General features: G+C 72.6%; 15 protein-coding genes. 8 read left to right on the forward strand and 7 right to left on the reverse strand.

Annotated elements, in window-relative coordinates; all coding sequences use genetic code 11:
* Window positions 1-11: 11 nt before the first annotated feature.
* Window positions 12-1130 (reverse strand): pyridoxal phosphate-dependent aminotransferase, encoded by a 1119-nt coding sequence (locus ACVBD7_RS01315; RefSeq protein WP_458097614.1) that lies wholly within the window; start codon window positions 1128-1130, stop codon window positions 12-14.
* 76 nt (window positions 1131-1206) lie between these two features.
* Window positions 1207-2625, reverse strand: a complete 1419-nt coding sequence (locus tag ACVBD7_RS01320; protein ID WP_458095720.1) for a gamma-glutamyltransferase — start codon at window positions 2623-2625, stop codon at window positions 1207-1209.
* Here ACVBD7_RS01320 and ACVBD7_RS01325 point away from each other — a divergent pair.
* From ACVBD7_RS01325 to ACVBD7_RS01340, 4 genes are read left to right on the forward strand one after another with little or no spacing between them, the layout of a single operon-like run.
* Window positions 2573-4048, forward strand: a complete 1476-nt coding sequence (locus tag ACVBD7_RS01325; protein ID WP_458095721.1) for a M48 family metalloprotease — start codon at window positions 2573-2575, stop codon at window positions 4046-4048. The genes ACVBD7_RS01320 and ACVBD7_RS01325 overlap by 53 nt on opposite strands.
* Entirely contained in the window at window positions 4045-4809 is a 765-nt protein-coding gene (locus tag ACVBD7_RS01330; protein ID WP_458095722.1) for a DsbA family protein, read from the forward strand. Before ACVBD7_RS01325 ends, ACVBD7_RS01330 begins: the two co-directional genes overlap by 4 nt.
* Complete coding sequence (kynA, locus tag ACVBD7_RS01335; protein WP_458095723.1) at window positions 4802-5674, forward strand: tryptophan 2,3-dioxygenase; 873 nt, start codon at window positions 4802-4804, stop codon at window positions 5672-5674. The genes ACVBD7_RS01330 and kynA overlap by 8 nt, the downstream gene beginning before the upstream one ends.
* 32 nt (window positions 5675-5706) lie before the next feature.
* The gene (locus ACVBD7_RS01340; RefSeq protein WP_458095724.1) at window positions 5707-6957 is read left to right on the forward strand and encodes a D-amino acid dehydrogenase; all 1251 of its coding nucleotides are present in this window, start codon (window positions 5707-5709) and stop codon (window positions 6955-6957) included.
* Window positions 6958-6961: 4 nt separating this feature from the next.
* Here ACVBD7_RS01340 and comJ read toward each other — a convergent pair whose 3' ends face one another.
* Together comJ and ACVBD7_RS01350 are read right to left on the reverse strand one after the other, a co-directional pair.
* The gene (gene comJ / locus ACVBD7_RS01345) at window positions 6962-7435 is read right to left on the reverse strand and encodes a competence protein ComJ (RefSeq protein ID WP_458095725.1); all 474 of its coding nucleotides are present in this window, start codon (window positions 7433-7435) and stop codon (window positions 6962-6964) included.
* 5 nt (window positions 7436-7440) lie between these two features.
* Complete coding sequence (locus ACVBD7_RS01350; RefSeq protein WP_458095726.1) at window positions 7441-8586, reverse strand: aminotransferase class V-fold PLP-dependent enzyme; 1146 nt, start codon at window positions 8584-8586, stop codon at window positions 7441-7443.
* A 155-nt stretch (window positions 8587-8741) separates the two neighbouring features.
* Between ACVBD7_RS01350 and ACVBD7_RS01355 the strand changes: the two genes are divergently transcribed.
* Window positions 8742-9683 carry a peptidase M14 gene (locus ACVBD7_RS01355; protein WP_458095727.1) on the forward strand — a complete coding sequence of 314 codons (942 nt, stop codon included), beginning with the start codon at window positions 8742-8744 and terminating at the stop codon, window positions 9681-9683.
* A gap of 86 nt (window positions 9684-9769) precedes the next feature.
* Window positions 9770-11341: a hypothetical protein gene (locus ACVBD7_RS01360; protein ID WP_458095728.1), complete on the forward strand. Its 1572-nt coding sequence runs from the start codon at window positions 9770-9772 to the stop codon at window positions 11339-11341.
* 4 nt (window positions 11342-11345) lie between these two features.
* On the opposite strand, the gene ACVBD7_RS01365 is transcribed toward ACVBD7_RS01360, so the two are convergent.
* The 3 genes from ACVBD7_RS01365 to ACVBD7_RS01375 all read right to left on the reverse strand — a co-directional run bounded on the left by ACVBD7_RS01365 (window position 11346) and on the right by ACVBD7_RS01375 (window position 16344).
* Window positions 11346-12116, reverse strand: coding sequence for a competence/damage-inducible protein A (locus ACVBD7_RS01365; RefSeq protein WP_458095729.1), 771 nt, complete (start codon window positions 12114-12116; stop codon window positions 11346-11348).
* A gap of 139 nt (window positions 12117-12255) precedes the next feature.
* A complete protein-coding gene (locus tag ACVBD7_RS01370; RefSeq protein ID WP_458095730.1) occupies window positions 12256-13284 on the reverse strand; it encodes a GNAT family N-acetyltransferase in 1029 nt (342 codons plus the stop codon).
* 30 nt (window positions 13285-13314) lie between these two features.
* Window positions 13315-16344: an Rne/Rng family ribonuclease gene (locus ACVBD7_RS01375; protein ID WP_458095731.1), complete on the reverse strand. Its 3030-nt coding sequence runs from the start codon at window positions 16342-16344 to the stop codon at window positions 13315-13317.
* A 774-nt stretch (window positions 16345-17118) separates the two neighbouring features.
* On the opposite strand from ACVBD7_RS01375, the gene ACVBD7_RS01380 reads away from it, so the two are divergent.
* Together ACVBD7_RS01380 and ACVBD7_RS01385 are read left to right on the forward strand one after the other, a co-directional pair.
* A complete protein-coding gene (locus ACVBD7_RS01380; RefSeq protein WP_458095732.1) occupies window positions 17119-18249 on the forward strand; it encodes an N-acetylmuramoyl-L-alanine amidase family protein in 1131 nt (376 codons plus the stop codon).
* 289 nt (window positions 18250-18538) lie between these two features.
* On the forward strand, window positions 18539-21166 hold the full coding sequence (locus ACVBD7_RS01385) for a penicillin-binding protein 1A (RefSeq protein WP_458095733.1): 2628 nt from the start codon (window positions 18539-18541) through the stop codon (window positions 21164-21166).
* Window positions 21167-21246 lie beyond the last annotated feature (80 nt).

The following is a 21246-nucleotide window of genomic DNA, read 5'->3' on the forward strand; positions in this document are numbered from 1 at the left end:
CCCCTGGCGGGTCAGCCCGCCAGCCAGCGCCTCAGGCGGTCCGGTGCCTCGGCCATGTCCGCTTCGGGCCCGCAATAGCTGAAGCGCACATAGCGCGCGCCGCGATCCCGGTCGAAATCGACGCCGGGGGTCGCGGCGATCCCGGCCTCGGCCAGCATGCGCGCGCAGAATTCCGGGCTGTCATTCGTCAGATGGCCGACATCCGCCCAGATGTAGAAGGCGCCATCCGCCTGAGCGATCCGGTCGAACCCGGCCCCCGGCAGCCCCGCCAGCAGCAGGTCGCGGGAGCGGCGATAGGCGGCGCGGTTCGCCTCCAGCTCCGGGATGCAGTCGAAGGCCGCCTCGGCCGCCACCTGGGCGACATGGGGCGCGGAGATGAACATGTTCTGCGCCAGCCGCTCCACCGGGCGCACCAGCTCCTCCGGCAACACCAGCCAGCCGATGCGCCAGCCCGTCATGCTGAAATACTTGGAGAAGCTGTTCACCACGATGGCGCTGGGCGAGTGCGCCGCCGCCGTCGCCTCGGGCATGGCATAGGACAGCCCGTGATAGATCTCGTCCGAGATCAGCCGCACGCCGTTCGCGTCACACCAGCGCGCGATCGCCGCCAGCTCCTCGGGCGCCAGCATCGTGCCCGCGGGATTGCAGGGGCTGGCGACAATCAGCCCCGCCGGGCGCGGGTCCAGCGCCTCCAGCATGGCGACCGTCGGCTGGTAGCGAGTGGAGGCGTCGCAGGCCAGCAGCTGCGGCACCATGCCCAGCGCCGTCAGGATGTTGGCATAGGGCGGGTAGTAGGGCGCTGCCATCGCCACGCGGTCACCCGTGTCGAATGCCGCGAGGAAGGCGAGGGGAAAGGCGCCCGAGGCACCCACCGTCACCGCGATCCGCTCGGCCGGCACGGCGGCGCCGTAATGCCCGGCATAGCGCGCCGCGATCCGCTCGCGCAGCGAGCGCAGCCCGAAGGCCTCGGTGTAGCCCATCGGATGGCCGTCCTGCAGGGCGCGGATCGCCGCCTCGGCGGCACCGCGTGGCGCCCCGGTTCCGGGCTGCCCCACCTCCATGCGCAGAATGCCCGGTTGCCCCGGTGGGATGGCGGCGGCGCGCGCATTGGCCGCCGCGATCACGTCCATCACCAGGAAGGCGGGGGCGTGGGCGCCCCTGCCCACCTTCAACCCGGATGGCAGCCCGGACGGCAACCCAGGCACATCAGTTGTTCCCGGTCGCCAGCCCGGAGCCGCGCGGATCGGCGACGGCGGAGCAGTTCGAGGCCGACACGCTGCCCTGGCAGGTGATGGCCACCGCACGCCCCGGCTCCGGCGCGCCGGATGTCACCGCCTGGCCCAGCGCCGCGCGGCGCAGCAGATGCAGCCCGGCCGGGCCGCCCGCCGCGGCCGGAGCCGCGCCCTGGCCCGAGCCGGCGCCCGCATAGCGCATCGCCTTCACGTTGAGGTTGGCGAGCAGGATCGCGCCCAGCGGCGGCGGCTGGACCCCGCCCATCCCCGGCGCGGCCGCGAGCAGGAAGCCCATGCCCGGCATGGTGCGCCCGGTGCCGAACAGGTTGTTCATGGTGAAGGCGCAGGCCACTGCCCCGCCATCGCGGTCCTGCACCACCAGCGCGGTGCTGGCACCGAAGCTGCCGCCCATCGGCGCGGGCGACTGGCCGGCGCCTGCCGCCCGGAAGGCCGCCATGGTCGCGCCGCCATCCACCTGCGCGGGGAGGGTGGCGAGAATGTCGGAGCCCAGCCGCTCCTGCGCGGGCGGTACGGCCTGGGGCACGGCATTGCGCATCTCGGCGACGGTAAGCCCGCCGCCCGCAGCCGCGCTGCCCTCCTCGACCCGGCGGGCCAGTCCACCCTGGTGGAAATCGCCGACCCCCGCCGTGCGAAGGCTGCCGAGGGTGCTGGCCAAGTCCTGCTGCGTCACGGTAACGCCTTCGCCCGCCGGCACCCCGCCCGGCGCGAACACCGCGCGGGTAACGGGATCTGCGAGCAGCGGGCCGGAGACGGCCGCGAGATCGCTCGCAAGCGCCCGCGAAACCGGCGCGCCAAAGCGGGCCAGCCCCTCGGCGGGCGAGATGGCGCGCTCGAAGGGCAGGCGGCCCTGGCGGGCGTGGAGCGCGAACAGCCCGCGCGCCATCATCGGGATTGCGGCCGGCCGGTCGGCGCCGCGCGGCACGCCGGCGCGAGCGCCGGGCTGGAACAGGAAAGCCTCCACTTCGTTCCGGCGCGGGTCATAGCCCAGGCAGGCACCGCCGCCGCCGAGCCCGGCGCGGGAGGGCAGCGTGACGGCCAGGGCAAAGCCCGCCGCGACAGCCGCATCCGCCGCCGAGCCGCCGGCCGAGAGAATGTCGCGCGCGACCAGCGCCGCACGGGGCTCCTCGGCTGCGACATTTCCCAGGAAGCCACGGACATAACCCTGCTGTCCCGGCTGGACGGAGGGCCCGCCGGTCAGCGCAGTGCCGACGCGGTCGATGGTGGAGCATCCCGTCAGCGCCGCCAGTGACAGCGCGACAGCCGCCATGGCCGGGCGCCCGGCTGGCCGCGGGCGGCCCGCCCGGAATAGGGTGCTGCCCATGCGGAAGCCGCTCGCGCTCGCCATCCCGTTCGGGACCATTCGCTGGGCCATTCCCTGGGCCATCCCTGCCATCTTCGTCATGGCCGCGTTCCTGGCACCCTGGGCCGCCCAGGCGCAAGGGGGGGCGCCGCCACGGGGCGGAGCCGGGGAGCGTTCCCCCATCTCCACCATCCGCGATGCCGAGACGGAAACCCTCATCCGCGCCTTCCTGGACCCGCTCCTGGCCGCGGCCGGGGTGGACCGGCGTCTTGTCGAGCTGACCCTGATCCAGAACCGGGCGATCAACGCCTTCGTTGCCCAGGGCAACCGGCTGTTCATTCATACCGGGCTGATCCAGCAGGCGGATTCGGCCGGCGAACTCGCAGGGGTGATCGCGCATGAGGTCGGGCATATCGCCGGCGGCCACCTCGCCCGACTGCCGGAGGAAATGCGCCTGGCCATGCTGCGCTCGGTCGCGGCCATGCTGCTCGGCGCCGGTGCCGGGCTGGCCGCGCGCTCCTCGGATGCCGCGATGGGGCTGATGATGGGCGGGCAGAGCAGCGCCATGGGCCAGTTCCTCGCCTTCACCCGCACCCAGGAGCAGGCGGCGGATCAGGCCGGGCTGGCCCTGATGGCCCGGCTGGGCTGGTCCGGCGCGGGGCTGGAACGTCTGCTACGCCGGTTGCTGGACCAGGAGCTGCTGGCCGTCGGTCGGCAGGACCCGTATTTCCGCACCCACCCCCTCTCGCGCGACCGGCTGGATTTCGTGCGCGAGGAGATGGCTCGCGGCCGCTCGGCGGGCAGCGGGATACCGGCGGCACTGGAAACCCGATTCGCCATGGTGCGTGCCAAGCTGAACGGCTTCGTGGATGCTCCCGCCTCGAGCTGGCGCCGCTACCTGAACGACGACACGGCCCCATCCCGCTATGCCCGCGCCATCGCCCAGTACCGGTCCGGCCGCACCGACGCCGCCCTGGAGATCCTGGAGCCGGTGATCCGGGAGCAGCCGGCCAACCCCTATCTGCTGGAGTTCAAGGGCCAGGTCCTGTTCGAGGGCGGGCGCCCGCGGGAGGCAATCGCGCCTCTGGCCGCCGCGGTGCGGCTTGAGCCGAACGAGCCGCTCATCCGCGCCGCCTTCGGCCGCGCCCTGCTGGAGGGCGGCGGGGATCCCGGATCGCTCCGCCGCGCGGTGGCGGAGTTGCAGGCCGCCGCCCGGCAGGACCGGGACAACGCCTTCACCTGGGCCCAGCTCGCCAACGCCTATGCCCGGCTGGAGGACATCCCCAATGCCGAACTGGCCCTGGCTGAGAAGGCGATGGCGGAGGGCGACACGGCCGAAGCCCGCTTCCGCGCCGCGCGGGCCGAGCGCGGCCTGCCCGCCGGCCCCGCACGCCTGCGCGCGACCGACCTGCGGAACGCCGTGCGCCGTGATAACCTCAACCGCGACGAGCGACAGGCGGAGGACGACCTCCGGCGAAGGGACAGAAATCGATGAGGCGGATCTTGATGGCGGGCGCGGCGCTGGCGCTGGGCCTCGGCACGGCGCTGGCCCAGACCGGAGGCCCGACGGGTGCCCCGGCGCCGGCAGGCTTCTCGCCCGAGCAGCGGGGGGAGATCGTCTCCATCCTGCGCGAGGCGCTGCGGACCGACCCCACCATCCTGCGCGAGGCCATCACCGCGATGCAGGAGGCCCAGCGGACGGAGCAGGAGAACGCCCGCCGCAACGCGCTGGCCGCCAGCCGCGACGCGCTGTTCAACGACGCGCGGGACCCGATGAAGGGCAACCCGCGCGGCGACGTGACGATCGTCGAGTTCTTCGATGCGCGTTGCACCTACTGCAAGGCGCTGCACCCCAACATGCAGCAGCTCCTGCAGCGGGACCGCAACATCCGCGTGGTGATGAAGGACCTGCCCATTCTCGGCCCCAACAGCGTGCTGGCCAGCCGCGCCCTGCTGGCCGCTCAGAAGCAGGGCAAGTACGAGCCGCTCTACGACGCGCTGTTGCGCCTCCGCGTGGAGCCGACGGAGCAGGTGATCCAGGCCGAGGCGCAGCGCGCCGGCATCGACTGGCCCCGCCTGCGTCGCGACATGGACGACCCGGCCATCCAGGCCCGCCTGCAGGCCAACATCGCCCTCGCCCAGACGCTGCAGCTGGAGGGAACCCCCGCCCTGGTGATCGGCGACGCGCTGGTGCCCGGCGCGGTGGAACTGCCCGAGCTGGAGCGGCTCGTGGCGGAAGCCCGCCGCCGTGGCTGACGCGCCGGAGCATGCGCCCGCCGGCGAGGCGCCGGCCCATGCAAAGGAGGAGGGGAGGGGCCTCGCCACCGACTTCTCCCGGACCATGTCCTATGGCGGATACCTGAACCTCGACACGCTGCTCTCCGCGCAGAATCCCATCTCGGAGAAGCATGACGAGCTGCTCTTCATCGTCATCCACCATGTCCAGGAACTGTGGATGAAGCTGATCATCCGCGAGCTGGAGGTGGCGACCGCCTGCGTGCGCGTGGACGACCTGCGCCCGGCCTTCAAGGGCCTGGCCCGCGTTTCGCGCATCCAGCGCCAGCTGGTGGAGGCCTGGGACGTGCTCTCCACCATGACCCCGGCCGACTACCTGGCCTTCCGCGACGTGCTCGGCCATTCCTCCGGCTTCCAGTCCTGGCAGTATCGGCTGATGGAGATCCTGCTCGGCGCGCGGGACGAGTTCATGCTGAAGCCTCACGCGCATGACGAGGCGCTGACGGCCCGGCTGCGCGCCGCCTTCGATTCCCCCTCGCTGTACCAGGAAGCCCTCCGGCTGGTCGCCAAGCGCGGCATCCCCGTGCCGGAGGCCGTGCTGAACCGCGACCCCACCACGCCACACGCCGAGGATGAGGGCGTGATCGAGGCCTGGGCGACGGTCTATCGCAACAGCGTCAAGTATTTCGATCTCTACGAGCTGGCCGAGGAGCTGGTGGATCTGGAAGACGCCTTCCAGCAATGGCGCTTCCGCCACGTCACCACGGTGGAGCGCATCATCGGCATGCGCACCGGCACGGGCGGTTCCGCCGGCGTGGCCTATCTGCGCCGCGCGCTGGAACGCCGCTTCTTCCCGGAGCTGTGGACGGTGCGCGGCCGGCTGTAGCCGCGCGGCGTGGCGCAAGCGATGATGCCGGCATGAAGGTTCTCGTCCTCGGCGCCGGCGTCACGGGTCTGGCCGCCGCCTATCTCCTCGCGCGCGACGGCCATGCGGTGACGGTGCTGGAACGCCGCAGCGGCGTCGCGCTGGAAAGCAGCCACGCCAATGGCGGGCAACTCTCCTATTCCTATGTCGCGCCGCTCGCGGGGCCGGGCGTGATCGGCAAGCTGCCGGGCTGGCTGCTCGACCGCGACAGCCCCATCCGCTTCACCCCACGTCTCGATCCCGCGCAATGGGTCTGGGGCGCGAAGTTCCTCGCCGCCTGCAACGCCGCCACGGCGGACCGCACCACGCGCCGCCTTCTCCTCCTCTCCTACCTCTCCCGCGACCTCACCCGCACCACGATCGCGGAGGAGGCGATCGACTGCGCCTTCCGCCACGCCGGCAAGCTGGTCGTGCATTCCGACCCCGCCGGCTTCGACGCCGCACGCCGCCTGCTCGACCTCCAGCGCAGCCTGGGCAGCGAGCAGGAGGCCCTCTCGCGCGAGGAATGCCTCGCGGCCGAACCCTCGCTCGCCGGCATCGCGCATCGCCTCGCCGGCGGCATCCTCACGCGCGGCGAGGATGCGGCGGAATGCCGCCTGTTCTGCGCCGGGCTGGAAGCCGCGATGCGATCCGGCAATCTCGGCGTCACCTTCCGCTTCGGCACGGATGTCCGGCAGATCCTCGCGGTCGGCGGCCGCGTCATCGGCGTGCAGACCTCATCGGGCGTGGAGGAGGCCGACGCCACCGTCATGGCCATGGGCGCCGGCAGCACGCGGCTCCTCGCGCCGCTCGGCCTTCGGCCGCCCGTCTATCCGCTGAAGGGCTACAGCCTCACCCTGCCCATCGCCGCCGACAGCGTGGCGCCGAAGATCAGCGTGACGGATTTCGCGAAGAAGGTCGTCTATGCCCGCCTCGGCAACACGCTCCGCGTGGCGGGCATGGCGGACCTGGTCGGCTACGACACCGGCTTCGACCTCTCCCGCCTCGACCTGCTGGTCCGCCAGGCGCGCGAGGCCTTCCCTGGCGCCGCCGACTGGAAAACCCTGAACCCCTGGGCCGGCCTGCGCCCCGCCACCCCCACGGCCCTGCCCATCCTCGGCCCCGTGCCCGGGCTGGGCGGCCTGCACATGAACATCGGCCACGGCGCGCTGGGCTTTACCCTGGCCATGGGCTCGGCCCGGGTGGTGGCGGACCTGCTGGCGGGGCGAGCGCCCCCGATTCCAATGGACGGCTTCGCGGCCTGACGGTTCAGGCCCGCCGAGCCCGCCTGCTGAGCACCGCGCCGCTCTCCAGCTCCCCCTGCTTCAGCACGGAAAAGCCCGGCGCCCCGTCGCGGATGAAGATCACCTCCAGCCGGTAGGCGTGCCCCGCCCCGCCCGGCCGCGCCTGGAACACCAGCTGGTACGAGCCAGGCCGGATCGGGAAGCGTCGCGCATCCTGCAGCACCGTCCCGACCTCCACCACCGCTCCCCGCGCCACGAAGGGCACCGAGACGGCCCAGAGCGCGTCCTCCTCCGGCACGAAGGGCCCAGCGCGCTCCGTCTCCACGGCAACAAGGCAATCCCCGTCATGGTCCGGCACGCCGAAGCCGACGAGCTCCGGGTCCCAGGCGAAGCCCTGCGCCACCTCCGCATCGCTCCAAAGCAGGCCGATCCCGGCGCTGCCCGGCTGCCCGACGAGAAGCTGCGTATAGAGAATGGCGATCGTGAAAAGCTGCATCATCGCCGTCAGAGCCCGCGGATCCGCCGCAACGCCTCGTCCACCTCTTCGCCCGTCTGGTACAGGCCAAAGCCGAAGCGCAACCGCCGCCCGCGCCGGTCGGTGACAATGCGCGCCTCCGCCAGCCGCGCCTGCCATTCCTCCGCGTCGTCCAGATCGAAGGCCAGGAAGTTGCCCCGCCTCGCCTCGCCGAGCGGCACCGCCAGCCGTGCCGGGTCCAGCCCCGTGCCCGCCAGCCCCGCGCAGAACCTCTCCTGCAGCGCATGGGCATGGGCGTGGATGGCCTCCACCGTCACGCCCAGCCCATCCAGCCATCGCATCGCGGCATCCAGCCGGTACAGGCCCGAGGGATCGAAGGTGGCGCCGAGGAACCGGTTGCCGTCGGGCGCGTAGCCCACCTTGCCGTCGCTGGCGGCCAGCGCCCCGAAGGCCGCAAACCAGCCCGTGTCGCGCGGCCGCGGCAGCCAGCCCGGCGGGCAGTGCAGGAAGCAGCACCCTTCCCCCGCCATCGCGTACTTATACCCGCCCGCCGTGTAGAAGGCCCGCCCCGCCACCCGCGAGAGATCGACCGGCCGCGCCATGAAGGCGTGGTAGCCGTCGATCACCAGCACGGCCTTGCCCGCCACCTCGGCCAGCGCCTCCAGCCCGTCCAGCGCGAAGCCGGAATGGAAGAACACCTCACTCACCCAGATCAGGTCGAACCCGCCCCGCGCCGCCTCCACCAGCCGGGCGACGCAGTCGCCACCGGGCTCGGACGGAATGCGCGTCACCGCGATCAGCCCCTCCTCCTCCAGCCGCGCCGCCTGGCGGGCGAAGGAGTGGAACTCGCCATCCGTGGTCAGCACGCGCGGCGGCCGGCCGGTGGGCAGGCTGCTCAGGATGCGGCGCACGAAGTCATGCGTGTTGGGCGCAAAGGCGAGGCTGGCCGGATCGGGCAGGTTCAGGTGCCGCGCCACATGCGCGCGGCAGGCCTCCGCCACGGGCCCCAGCACCTCGTCCCACTTCCCGTCCTGCAGCCGCGCCGCATCGTCCCAGGCACGCAGCTGGGCCTCCCGCGTCACGTCGGGCCAGGGGTGGTGGCTGTGGGCGGCGAAATGCAGCCGCCCGGGCTCGGCCAGGAGGAAGCGGGAGAAATGGGCGCGCAGGTCCAGCACAGGGGGCTCCGGTGGGGCGCCGCATTGTCGCCGCGGGGCCGGCCTATAGAGTGGGGGAAGGAGAGCGGGAATGGCGAGAGGCCGCCAGGCGATGGCGCTGCCGAGCGACGCGCACCGCCCCGTCCCGGCCCATGCCGGACGGGCGATGACCCCGCATGGATGAAGCCTTCGCCGTCCGCGTGCCGGTGCCCGACCTCTGGGAGGCGGCGTGCGGCAATACCGGCATTCCCGGGGTCTGGCGCCTGGATTCCGGCCAGGCGGGCCCTCATGCCGTCATCACCTGCCTCGTTCATGGCAATGAGTTCGCGGGGGCCACGGTGCTGGCGCGCTGGCTGCGCGCGGGGCTTCGGCCGGCGCGCGGGGTGCTGAGCCTTGTCTTCGCCAATTTAGACGCCTTCGCCCGCTTCGATCCCGCCGACCCCACACTCTCCCGCTACGTTGACGAGGACCTGAACCGCCTCTGGCACCCCTCCATTCTCGAAGGCTCCAGGGACAGCGCGGAGCTCCGCCGCGCCCGGGCGCTGCGCCCGGTGGTGGAGGCAGCCGATGTGCTGCTGGACCTGCACTCCATGCTCTGGCCCTCGGACCCGGTGATGCTGGCCGGCCGGTCCCTGGCGGCACTGTCCCTCGCCCGCGCGATCGGCTCGCCGCCTGTTATCGTGGCCGACACGGAACGGCCCGAGGGGCCCCGGCTCATCGACCATCCGCCCTTCACCGAACCCGGCACGCATCGCGTCGCCCTGCTGGCCGAGGCTGGCCCGCATTGGGAACCGGAGACCGAGGCGATGGCGGAAGCCTGCGCCGCCGGCCTGCTGCATGCGCTGGGGATGGCCCGGCCTGCGCCGATGCTGCCCTTGCCAGAGCCGGCGGCCGCTCCCGCGGTCTGGACGGTCTCGCACTGCGTCACCGCCGCATCCCGCCATTTTGCCTTCACCGGGCCAGTGCGCGGCGGCGCGGTGATCCCCCGGGCGGGCACCCTCATCGCCCGCGACGGGCAGGCCGAGATCCGCACGCCGCATGACGACTGCATGCTGGTGATGCCCAGCCCTCGGGTGATGCGCGGGCATGTGGCGGTGCGCCTTGCACGCCGGGGTTGAGCGGTGCCGGGCCGCCCTGTCCAGCGTGATTTCCGCGTGATACGGGGGCGAATTACGGCATGGCTGGCGGGGCAGGCGGTCCTGGAATGATTCCTCCATCGGACGGCCCCCGGCCGACACGGCTCGACCTCGACCGGGTCTTCGGCGAGGCCGGGCCGGACCGGCTGACGGCGCTGCTGCTCGCCTATCTCACCCTGCCCGGCCTGCTGTTCCTCGGTGCCTGGGCGGTGCCCTGGGCGGGCGGGCTGGCCTGCCTGGCGGGCCTTGCTTCCCTCGCGCTTGCGCCGGGCTGGCGAGGCGCATGGCCGCTCTCGGCGCGCATGACCCTGCTCTGCCTTGCCCTCGGCCTGCTCTGGGCGGGCGCCACGGGCTCGCACCACCTCGTCTACAGTTCGGCCGACTGGCAGATCCGGGACGCTGTGCTGCACGACCTCGGCACGGAAGCCTGGCCGGTGGCCTATTTCGACGCTGATCGCGGGGTGGAGTGGCTGCTGCGCGCGCCGCTCGGCTTCTACATCCCGGCCGGGCTGGTCGGGCGCGTTGCGGGCTTCGCGGCCTCCCAGGTCGCTCTCTGGGCCTGGACGGGGCTGGGCTTCGCGCTGGTGCTGATGCTGCTTGCCCTGCTGGCGCGCGCGGTCGCGCCCACGCGGCCCGGGCGGGGCTTTGCCGTGATGGCAGGCGTGTTCATCCTGTTCCACGGGCTGGATATCCTGCCCAACATCTGGCTCGACTGGAATTTCGGCACCGGTCCTTTCGCCAGCTGGGAGAGGGGCGGGGAGTGGTGGCCGCGCCTGTTTCAGTACTCCGGCCATGTCACCGCCATCCTCTGGGCGCCCAACCACGCCATGCCGGCTTGGCTGCTGGCGCTGGTGGTGCTGCGGCACGGGCGCAACCCGTATTTCGCGCGCGGCATCGCGCTGCCCTTCGCCGCGGGTGCCTTCTGGAGCCCGCTGGCCAGCGCCGGCGCCGCCGTTCTGGCCGGCGCGGCGCTGCTGAGCCGCGGGATCGGCGCTGTCTGGCGGGCGGTGACGCCGGGCAACCTGCTCGCCGTCGTCTTCGCGCTGCCGATCTGCGTCTACCTCGTCGCCGGTTCCGCGGCCGTCCCGCACGGCTTCGTCTTCGTCCTGAACCCGCCGGTGAAGGCCCTCCTGGTCTGGGCCCTGTTCCTGCTGCTGGAGATCCTGTGCTGGGCGATCCCGGCGGGCATGCTGGTGCGCGGCCGCATCGCCTGGGTGGCGGTCGCCATTCTCTGCGAAATCCCCGGCTACGTCTTCGGCCCGGGTAACGAGATGACGGCGCGCGGCGGCATGGCGCCGCTGGCCGTGCTGGCGGTGATGACGGCCGCCGCGCTGCTGGCACCGGCGGTGTCGCGCGGCCAGCGCATCGCCCGGCGGGTGCTGATGGCCTGCGCCGTGCTCGCCATGATGGGCGCCGGCATGGAGGCCAGCCTGCTGACCAAGCCCGCTTGGCGCGCCAGCGCGACCTGCTCCTTCCTCGAGGCCGCGCGGCAATCTGTCTTCGCGCACACGACGGAATGGGCGCACTACCTCGCGCCCTGGCCGGAGCCAACCCTGTCCGGCTGGCTGCGCGAGCCGCCGCCGCGCCCGGAGGAGCGCGTGAGCGTCTCCGCGCCCTGCTGGACCGGCGGCGGTCCCTGAAGGCTCAGGCCGGCGCGGGCTCGCCCTCCACCGGCTCCTTCCCGTCGGCGCGGATGAGGGCCGCGATCTCGGCCGCGGCGGCTTCCAGCGCCGCCTCGTCCGTGCCCTTGGCCACCAGTGCCACCCCGTTCCCGCCCGCGCGGTAATACGGGTAGGATCCAATATCGAGCATCGGGAAATGTGCCTGGATGGCCGTCAGCGCCTCGGCGATCTGCCCTTCCAGCAGCCCGTGCGCGTGCAGCGCGCGAGACTTCACGGGCGTGCCGCCCTGCAGAGTCGGCGCCACCACCTCGAACATGCTGCGCATGATGCGCGGCACACCGGCCATGACATGGACATTGCCCATGACGAAGCCCGGCGCCGAGGTCTCCGAGCACAGGATCGGCGTGGCGCCGCGGGGCAGGGTGGCCATGCGCAGCCGCGCCGGGTTCATCGAGACGGGCGGCGTGCGGCGGGCGTAGTCGGCCTCCATGATCGCGCGCGACTCCTCATGCACCTCCCAGGGCACGCCGAAAGCCCCGGCGATGCACTCGCTTGTGATGTCGTCATGCGTCGGCCCGATGCCGCCGGTCGTGAACACATAGGTGAACTTCACGCGGATCTCGTTGACGGTGCCGATGATTGTCTCCGGCACGTCGGGGATGACGCGCACCTCGCGCAGCGGAATCCCCAGCTCGCCCAGCCGCGTGGCGATGAACTTGAGGTTCGCATCCTGGGTGCGCCCCGAAAGCACCTCGTTCCCGATGATGAGCAGGGCGGCAGTGGGATTCGTCATGGGCGTTCTCTCTCGGGCGTCGCGGGAAAGGTCGCGTCTTCGCGGAGGACGTCAAGCCAGCCCCGCCAACGCGCGGGCAAACCCCTCAGAAAAAGGAGGGGGTCCGGGGGAGTTCACCTCCCCCGGTCTTTGCTCCCGATCAGAGAAAGTCCCGCAGCAGTGCCACCAGCGGCTTGTCCGCCGGCGGCATCGCGTAGTCGCCCAGCTTCATCGGCCGCACCCAGGCCAGCGCCTGCCCCTCGCGCCCCTCGACCGTCCCGGTCCAGCGGCGGCAGAGATAAAGCGGCATCAGCAGATGCCGCCCCTCCAGCGGATGGGAGGCGAAGGCGAAGGGCGCGAGGCAGGCGGCCGAGACATCGATCCCCAGCTCCTCCCGCAACTCGCGGATCAGCGCCTCCTCCGGCGTCTCGCCGGCGGCAAGCTTGCCGCCCGGGAACTCCCACAGCCCCGCCATCGGCTTGCCTTCCGGGCGACGGGCGAGAAGCACACGGCCGTCCGGATCGATCAGCGCGCAGGCTGCGACGAGCAGTATATTCGCCCCAGGCGCCGCCGCCGGCGCATCGGCCGGGGCAGGGGTGCCGTCCGCGGCAGGCATCGGGGTCTCGGCCGGGGTGGAGAGATCGGCGCGCCCGATGCGGTACCGGCGCACGGGCAGGCGGGCGTTGCGGGCGGTGAAGTCCTGCTCCGCCATCCCGTCCTCGATGAAGCCGATCCGCGTGAGCACGGCGGCGGAGCGCTTGTTCTCCGGCAGTACCGAGGCATGGATTACGTCGATGTCGAGATTGGCGAGCGCCCAGCGCGCCAGCCGCCCCGCCGCCTCGGGCCCGACCCCCTGGCCCCAGTGCCGCCGGCCGACCCAGTAGCCGAGCTCGGCATGGCGCGGCGCGTCGCGCGCGGTGGTGAGGCCGACGCAGCCGACCAGGGCCTCGTCCCGGGTGATGGCAAGATGCCAGGCCGTACCCGCCTCGATCTGGGCGCGGGTGGAGGCGATCCACTCGCTGGCCAGCTCGTGCGGATAGGGGAAGGGGACGCGCGCCAGCATGCGCGCGACCTCCCAGTCATTCACCAGCCGGTGCAGCTGGGCCGCATCCTCCGCGCGCAGGGCGCGGAGGGTCAGCGCCCCCGCGCGCCCCTGTGTGTGGAGCGGCGCGAAAGTGGCGTCGGGCACCTCAGCCCTCGTCCGGGCCGGGGCGCCGGGTCAGCGCCGCCACCAGCCCTTCTTGGCCGGCGCCTCGGGGGCATCCGCCCCGAGCACCACGGGCTGCACCACCGCGCCGACGACGGGTTCCGCCGCTGCGGGCTCTGCGGCCGGCGCGGATGCCGGCTCGGCAGGGGGCTGGACGTCCACAGCCTGGGACGCAGGAGCCGCCTCCGTGGGAGCCGAGGCCTCCGGCATCGCGGCCGGCGGTGTTTCAGGCGCCGTGAACTCGGCAGCGGGTTCCGGCGCCACCGGCTCCGGGCTCGTCGCCATCGGCGCCTCGGCGATCGGGATCTCGCGCACCACGCGCGGAGCATCGGCGGTCGCGGCCGCCTCGGCCGCGTCCATCGCATCCATCAGCGCGTCATAGGTGCCGGCGAAGGGATCGGCGGGGGTGGGGCCGGCATAGCGGGGCGCGGCCTCCTCGGCGGCGGGCGCGGGCGCCTCGTCGCCGGGGCGGGCGGCCTCATCGCGGCGGAAGCGGCCACCGCCGCGGCGGCCACGGCGGCGGCGGGCATCGCCCTCCGGCCGCTCCTCGGCCACGGGCGCGGCGCCCGTGCCATCAGCGGCACCGTCCTGGGCCAGCGCGTCCTCGCTCGTCGCGTCGCCGTTCCCGGCAATCCCGGCGCCGAGATCCCGGCTGTCGGCAGCGCCGCCACCGAGAAGCAGGGCCTCGTCGGCGCCCGCCTCGTCTGCTCCGGCCTCATACGTCCCGGTGCCGGCCTCGGGGGCGGCACCCTCCTCGCGGCGGCCGCCACGACGGCGCCGGCGGCGGCGACGGCCGCGCTCCCCGTTCTCGTCCTTCGCCTCGCCGGACTCGGCGGAGACACCCTCCTCGCCCGCGTCCTCATCGGCCATGGCGGCGGAGACGGCATCCTCCTCCTCGTCGCCACCACCACCGGCCACGAAGACCGGCTCCGGCGCGTAATCCATCCGCAGCGCGGGCGCGCCGATGGAGGGCGCCGGCTGGGTCTGCGGGCGGGTGCGGTCGATGCGGTTCTGGGCAGCGGTCAGCGTCGCGTCGGGCTCGAACACCACGCACATGTCGTGGCGCTGCTCGACCGCGGCCAGGCGCTCGCGCTTGCGGTTGAGGATGTGCATGGCCACCGCCGGCGAGCAGTGCACGACGATCTCGGCGGCGCGGCGCTTGGCGCCCTCCTCCTCGATGGCGCGCAGCACGTGCAGCGCCGAGCTCTCGTCCGAGCGGACGATGCCCAGTCCCTGGCAGTGCGGGCAGGTGACGAAGGAGTGCTCGGTCAGCGACGGGCGCAGCCGCTGGCGCGACATCTCCATCAGACCGAAATGGCTGATGCGGCCGACCTGGATACGCGCACGGTCGAAGCGCAGCGCCTCCTTCAGGCGGCGCTCCACCATCGCGTCGTTCCGGTTGCTCTCCATGTCGATGAAGTCGATCACGATGAGGCCGGCGAGGTCGCGCAGGCGCAGCTGGCGGGCGATCTCGTCCGCCGCTTCCAGGTTCGTGCGCAGCGCCGTGTCTTCGATGTGCCGGTCGCGCGTGGCGCGGCCCGAGTTCACGTCGATGGAGACAAGCGCCTCGGTCTGGTTGATGACGATGTAGCCGCCAGAGCGGAGCTGCACGGTGGGCGACATCATCGCATCGAGCTGCTGCTCCACGCCGGCGCGCACGAACAACGGCATGCCGGGCTCGCGGTAGAGCTTAATCTTGCGCTCGTTCTGCGGCATCAGCATGCGCGTGAAGTCGCGGGCCTGGCGGAAGGCTTCCTCGCCCTCGATCTGGATCTCCTCGATCTCCTTCGCGAAGTTGTCGCGGATCGAGCGCTTGAGGAGGTCGGCCTCCTCATAGACCAGCGCGGGCGCGGTGGAGGACATGGTGCGCGTGCGGATGTCGTCCCACAGGCGCAGCAGGTACTCGCCGTCGCGCCGGATCTCCGGCTTGGGGCGCTGGGCACCCGCGGTGCGGACGATCATGCCCATGCCGCGCGGCAGGTTCAGGTCGTCAATCACCTCGCGAAGCCGCTTGCGATCGCCCGCCGAGGTGATCTTGCGCGACACGCCGCCACCCTTGGGCGAGTTCGGCATCAGCACGGAGAAGCGGCCGGGCAGGGAGATATAGGTGGTCAGCGCGGCGCCCTTGTTGCCGCGCTCCTCCTTGACGACCTGCACCAGGATGATCTGGCGGCGGCGCATCACCTCCTGGATCTTGTAGTGGCGCAGGAACTTGGAGGGGATGCGGCGCTCGCGGCGCTCCTCGTCGGAGCCTTCGTCGCCGTTCCGCTCCTCGCCGCCGATCGTCTCGGGCGGGGGAGCGGCCTCGGTGACGGTCTCGACGCCGCTGTCGGAGTCATCGTTCGAACCCCGGTCCGAGCCGCGCTCGTAACCGGGCTCGGCCACCGGGTCGCCCTCGCTCACCCGGTCCACATGCATGGTCATCGGCTGGGCACGTGGGGTGGAGCCGGGGGCGCCGTCCTCGCCGCCCGTCTCGCCATCCGGCGCGGTGCCGGCGGTCTCGCCGGCCGCGGGGTGGTCGGGGGTCTCGGTCGTGGTGTCGGCGGTGGCGCCGGACTCGTCGAGGGTCTCGCCAGGCTGGGGCGCGACAGTCTCGGGCGAGACAGTCTCGGACGAACCGTTCTCGTCGGAGGAGGCCTCGGCCTGCGCGCCGCGCCGCTCCTCCTCGCGTCCGATCAGGTCGGCGTCGTCATTGGGGGCGAGGCGCTCGGCGGCGGTCTCGATCTCGTCCTCGGGGTACTCGTCCTCCTCGGCCTCGCGGGCCTGGGCTTCGAGCAGGCGCTGCCGGTCGGCGACGGGGATCTGGTAGTAGTCGGGATGGATCTCGCCGAAGGCGAGGAAGCCGTGGCGGTTGCCGCCGTACTCGACGAAGGCGGCCTGGAGGCTCGGCTCCACGCGGACGATCTTGGCGAGGTAGATGTTGCCCTTCAGCGGGCGCCGGTTCTGGGTCTCGAGGTCGAAATCCTCAAGACGGTTGCCGTCCAGCACCACCACCCGCGTCTCTTCGGGATGGGATGCATCGATCAGCATGCGCTTGGTCATGGAAGGCGGGACTCCGCGCCGCGCGGGGCACAGGGCGGCCGGCGGCGGTGAGGGTTGGTGGGCCGGGAGGGGACTGGGCCGGGGCAGAGCGATGCATCGCCGTCATCCGTCCTTTCTCCCGTGAAGGGCGGCCCCGGCGGGGTGCCCTGATGCGGTCATGGGCACGCGGGTGCCCGGTTCGATTCATGGGCACTGCGTGCCCGGTGACGTCGCCTGCCCTCGCGAACCCCTAGGCGCAGCGCCCCTCTCATCGGGAGGAGGGCGCGCGCGGGCGGGCCGGCGACTGGCGCGTTGCGGTCCTTTAGGCCCCACAGGTGGGGACGACTGGCCCGCCGCGCCGCATGGCGCGCGCCGGGGGAGGGTGCTCTCCCCACCTGCCCTTGATGGCGGGCCGGCTCGCCTGGCCGGGAACCGGCGCGGGCGGCGGCCCCTTCCGGGGCGATGCGGGGTCGGGCATCCAACGATTGGACCGGCGGCCGCCTTGAATCGGCCGCGCCCGTGAACCCTCCACCGGCGGCGTGCCGCCGGGGCAATGCACCATACGCAGGGGGCCCCGAGGGAGCAAGGCGCTGTGTGCCCTGTGCCACACTCCGCCCGGAAGCGCCCTTACCGGCCCTCCTTGGGTTCCCCCTGTTGCCCTCCGTCACGCTTCGACCACGCTTTGAACACCCATGCACCGTGATGCCGGTGCTAAGAATTGGTGGATTGGCGAGGCCGGGCAGGGGGATGCCCGGCGATCCTGCCAAACATGTTGAGGGGGAGACCAAGGGGGAGATGGGACAGGATCTGCGACGCCGCGGGCTTTTGGCCGCGGCGCTGGCCGCCCTCGCCGCGCCGCACCCGGCCGCCGCGGAGGGAGCGAGCCTGCGTGGCGAGGGCGACAGCGCCCGACTGGTGCTTCCCGGCGCCGCGACCGGTCCCTGGCGCCTCACCGCCCAGTCGCGCCCGGCGAGGCTCGTGCTCAGCCTGCCGCGCCATGGTTGGGACGGCCCGACGAGCCTCCCCGGGGCCGGCCCCGTCCGCGCGGCCCGCTGGAACGCCCGCGCGCGGCAGCTGGTGATCGACCTGCACGGCCCCGTGGACGCCCCGGATGCGGCGCGGGAGGGTGGGTCCCTCGTGCTCTCCATCCGCCCGGGCACCCCGGCCGGCTTCGCGCGCCTGGCCGGACCGGGCCGACCGATCGCCCAGGGGACGGCCAGCAGCGGCGGCCCCCGCCCGGTCGTGGTGCTGGACCCCGGCCATGGCGGCAAGGACCCCGGCGCGATCGGCGCCACCGGCACCCAGGAGAAGCGCATCGTCCTGGCCGCCGCGCAGGAGATGAAGCGGCGGCTGGAAGCCGGCGGGCGGTGCCGGGTGGTCATGACTCGCTCGCGCGACGTGTTCGTTCCCCTGGCCGGGCGGGTGGATTTTGCGCGCCGCAACCGCGCCGCTCTCTTCGTTTCCATTCATGCGGACTCTGCGCCCGGCGCGCGGGGTGCGTCCGTCTACACCTTGTCGGAAACCGCCTCCGACGCGCTCTCGGCCGCGCTGGCCCGGCGGGAGAATGCCGCGGATTCCGCGGGCGGGCTGAACCTGCCCCCCGTTCCGCCGGAGGTGCAACGCATCCTCCTCAGCCTTGTCCGGCAGGAGACGCGACAGGGCTCGGTGCGCCTGGCCAACATGACCGTGGGGGCGCTGCGGCCCCGGGTGCCGCTGCTACCGAACACCCACCGGCAAGCCGCCTTCGCCGTGCTGAAAGCGCCCGACATCCCTTCGGTGCTGGTGGAAATCGGCTTCCTCTCCAGCCGGCAGGACGAGGCGCAGTTGCGTCAGCCGGAACACCGTGCGCTGGTGGCCTCCGCCCTGGCTGGCGCGGTGGAGGATTACCTGCAACGGCCCGGGCTGGGCGTCGCCCCTGCCGGTTGATCGTGGTTGAGGGCCCGGCCGGGCATCTGCCATTGCAACGAGGCCACAGCGCGCGGCGGAGATGCCGCAACGCGCAACCAGGCTGGACGAGGTTGGGTTACGGGCCTTGGAGCACCCCGCCGGAAGGGTGCCTCCGCGCTGGTTCGGGGTTTGGTCAGGGCAGGGACCGTGGCGGGCTTGCCACCGGCCGGGTGCCGACGCCAGTTGAGGAAGGGCCCCGGAACAGGGCCCGGGACGATGCGTGCGACGTGTTAGGGCCGCCCCTGCGGGCGGCCGTTGAGGGTACAGGATGACTTCGAGAGATCTCCGCGCCGAACGGCCCCTGGTGGGCGAGCGCCGCCCCCGGGACGGGGCCGCGCCCGCGGAGCCGTCCGACGCGATGGACATCCCGCCGGTTCCCCCGGCGGGCAACGGCAAACCCCGTCCGCGCCGCGCCATCTGGCTGCGCCGCACGGTTGGTTTTGTCCTGTCGGTGGGCGCCATCGGCGTGGTGGTGGGCGGCATCGCCGGCTACGGGCTGTGGCGCACCGCGACGGCCGACCTACCCGACCATGCCTGGCTGGCCGACTATCAGCCCCCGCAGATGTCCCGCATCTTCGCCGCCGACAGCCGGCTGATGGCCGAGATGGCGCTGGAGCGGCGCGTCTTCGTGCCCATCGGCGCCATCCCTCGCCGTGTGCAGCAGGCCTTCGTCTCCGCCGAGGACCAGCGTTTCTGGGAGCACCATGGCGTCGATCCCATCGGCATCATGCGCGCTGCCATCAACAACCTGGAGCAGATGGGCACGGGCCGCCGCGCTGGCGGCGCCTCCACCATCACGCAGCAGGTGGCCAAGAACATGCTGGTGGGCGCGGACCGCACCATCATGCGCAAGGTGCGGGAAGCTATCCTGGCCGCGCGGCTCGAGGCCGCGATGAGCAAGGAGCGCATCCTCGAGATCTACCTGAACGAGATCTTCCTGGGCGCCCAGGCCTATGGCGTGGCTGCCGCCGCGCAGAACTACTTCAACAAGGGCCTGGACGAGCTGACGATCGGCGAGACCGCCTTTCTCGCCGTGCTGCCCAAGGCGCCCAACAACTACAATCCCGCGCGCTACCCCGAGCGCGCCAAGGAGCGCCGCGACTGGGTGCTGGACCGCATGGTCGAGGACCGCGCCATCACGCGGGAGGAGGCCGATGCCGCCAAGCAGGAGCCGATCCAGTATCGCGGCCGCGCCCGGCCGGACATGGTCGCGGTTGGCCAGTATTTCACCGAGGAGGTCCGGCGCGAGCTGAACTCCCGCTTCGGGCCGGAGCAGACGACCATGGGCGGCCTCGTGGTCCGCACCTCCATGGACCCCAAGCTGCAGGCCGCCACCGAGGCGTCGTTGCGCAACCACCTCATGGCTTATGACCGCCGCCGCGGCGGCTGGCGCGGGGCCGTGACGAAGGTCTCCGCCTCGGCCGCCGAGTGGATGCCGGCGCTGGAAGGCGTGCCCCGCGTGTCCGGCATGCTACCGGAATGGCGCCTGGCCGTGGTGCTCGAAGTGGGCGCCCGCGAGGCCCGGCTCGGCTGGGCCGAGCGCCCGAACACCCGCACCCCCGCCCAGCCCCGCGAGGGCCGTCTGGCGATGGAGGATGTGCCCTGGTCCCGCCTGCAGCGCGAAGGCAACCGCATGGTTGCCGCCCGCCGCATGGCCGATCTCGTCACCCCCGGCGACGTGGTGATGGTGGAAACCGTCGCCGCCTCCGCCGCCCAGGGCCGCACCCCCGCCCGCGGCGAGCGGCTGGCGCTCCGCCAGATCCCGCAGGTGGAGGGCGCGGTCGTCGCGCTCGATCCCGCCACGGGCCGCGTGCTCGCCATGTCCGGCGGCTTCAACTTCGACCGCTCCTGGTTCAACCGCGCCACCCAGGCGATGCGGCAGCCCGGATCGTCCTTCAAGCCCTTCGTCTATGTCACGGCGCTGGAGCAGGGCATCCCGCCCAACCAGCAGCTGCTCGATGCACCCTTCGAGATGGCCACCCCCCAGGGCGTTTGGCGCCCCGGCAATTACAGCGGCAACTCCAATGGCTGGGTGACCATGCGAACCGCCATCGAGAAGTCGCTGAACCAGGTGACGGTCCGCCTCGCCCAGGAGATCGGCATCGACAAGGTGGCCGACACCGCCCGCCGCTTCGGGGTGATCCCGAACATGCCGCGCGTCCTCTCCATGGCGCTGGGCGCCGGCGAGACGACGGTCATGCGGATGGCCGCGGGCTACGCCGCTTTCGCCAATGGCGGCAAGGCGGTGGAGCCCTCGCTGATCGACAGCGTGCAGGACCGTTTCGGCCATGTGGTGTGGCGCAACGACGCCCGCCGCTGCCAGGGCTGCGACCTCGACGTCTCGGCCGGCCCGCCCAGCCTCGCCGATGCGCGTCGCCAGGTAGTGGACCCGATCGCGGCCTACCAGATGGTCGCCCTCCTCCAGGGCGTAACCGCGCGCGGCACCGGCGTCGCCGCCGCCAAGGGGCTGAACCGCCCCGTGGCCGGCAAGACCGGCACGACGAACGACTATTTCGACAACTGGTTCGTCGGCTTCACGCCGGACATCGTGGTTGCCGTCTGGGTCGGCTTCGACGACCCGCACTCCCTTGGTGAGGGCGAGACGGGCGGCGGCAACGCGGCGCCGATCTTCAACGAGGTGGTCGCGGCAGCCCTGGCCGACAGCCCGCCCGTGCCCTTCCGCGCCCCGCCCGGCGTCGCGCTCGTCCGCGTCTCCACCAGCAACGGCCAGTCCATCCTCGAGCCCTTCCGGCCGGGAACGGAGACCGCGGCCCGCCCGCCCATGGGCGGCAATGTCGGCTCCGGTGGCGGCGGTGGTGGCGATGGCGCCTACGGTGGCGGTTCCAGCGGCGCCACGGCCTCGGCCGTGGACAGCAGCCTGGGCGGGCTCTACTAGGTCCGCCCCGGACTCCCCATCTCCGGGGCGTTCCATCCGTATTCGAGGAGATCGGATCGGCGCCGCCGCGCATCGCCGCG

This window comes from Roseomonas sp. WA12, assembly GCF_054165765.1.

Bases quoted from the DNA above. Each gene is read 5' to 3' on its own strand.
- ACVBD7_RS01315 (WP_458097614.1), bottom strand. From the start codon at position 1,130: ATGGACGTGATCGCGGCGGCCAATGCGCGCGCCGCCGCCATCCCACCG.
- ACVBD7_RS01325 (WP_458095721.1), top strand. From the start codon at position 2,573: ATGCGGAAGCCGCTCGCGCTCGCCATCCCGTTCGGGACCATTCGCTGG.
- ACVBD7_RS01320 (WP_458095720.1), bottom strand. From the start codon at position 2,625: ATGGCCCAGCGAATGGTCCCGAACGGGATGGCGAGCGCGAGCGGCTTC.
- ACVBD7_RS01330 (WP_458095722.1), top strand. From the start codon at position 4,045: ATGAGGCGGATCTTGATGGCGGGCGCGGCGCTGGCGCTGGGCCTCGGC.
- ACVBD7_RS01340 (WP_458095724.1), top strand. From the start codon at position 5,707: ATGAAGGTTCTCGTCCTCGGCGCCGGCGTCACGGGTCTGGCCGCCGCC.
- comJ (WP_458095725.1), bottom strand. From the start codon at position 7,435: ATGATGCAGCTTTTCACGATCGCCATTCTCTATACGCAGCTTCTCGTC.
- ACVBD7_RS01355 (WP_458095727.1), top strand. From the start codon at position 8,742: ATGGATGAAGCCTTCGCCGTCCGCGTGCCGGTGCCCGACCTCTGGGAG.
- ACVBD7_RS01360 (WP_458095728.1), top strand. From the start codon at position 9,770: ATGATTCCTCCATCGGACGGCCCCCGGCCGACACGGCTCGACCTCGAC.
- ACVBD7_RS01365 (WP_458095729.1), bottom strand. From the start codon at position 12,116: ATGACGAATCCCACTGCCGCCCTGCTCATCATCGGGAACGAGGTGCTT.
- ACVBD7_RS01375 (WP_458095731.1), bottom strand. From the start codon at position 16,344: ATGACCAAGCGCATGCTGATCGATGCATCCCATCCCGAAGAGACGCGG.
- ACVBD7_RS01380 (WP_458095732.1), top strand. From the start codon at position 17,119: ATGGGACAGGATCTGCGACGCCGCGGGCTTTTGGCCGCGGCGCTGGCC.
- ACVBD7_RS01385 (WP_458095733.1), top strand. From the start codon at position 18,539: ATGACTTCGAGAGATCTCCGCGCCGAACGGCCCCTGGTGGGCGAGCGC.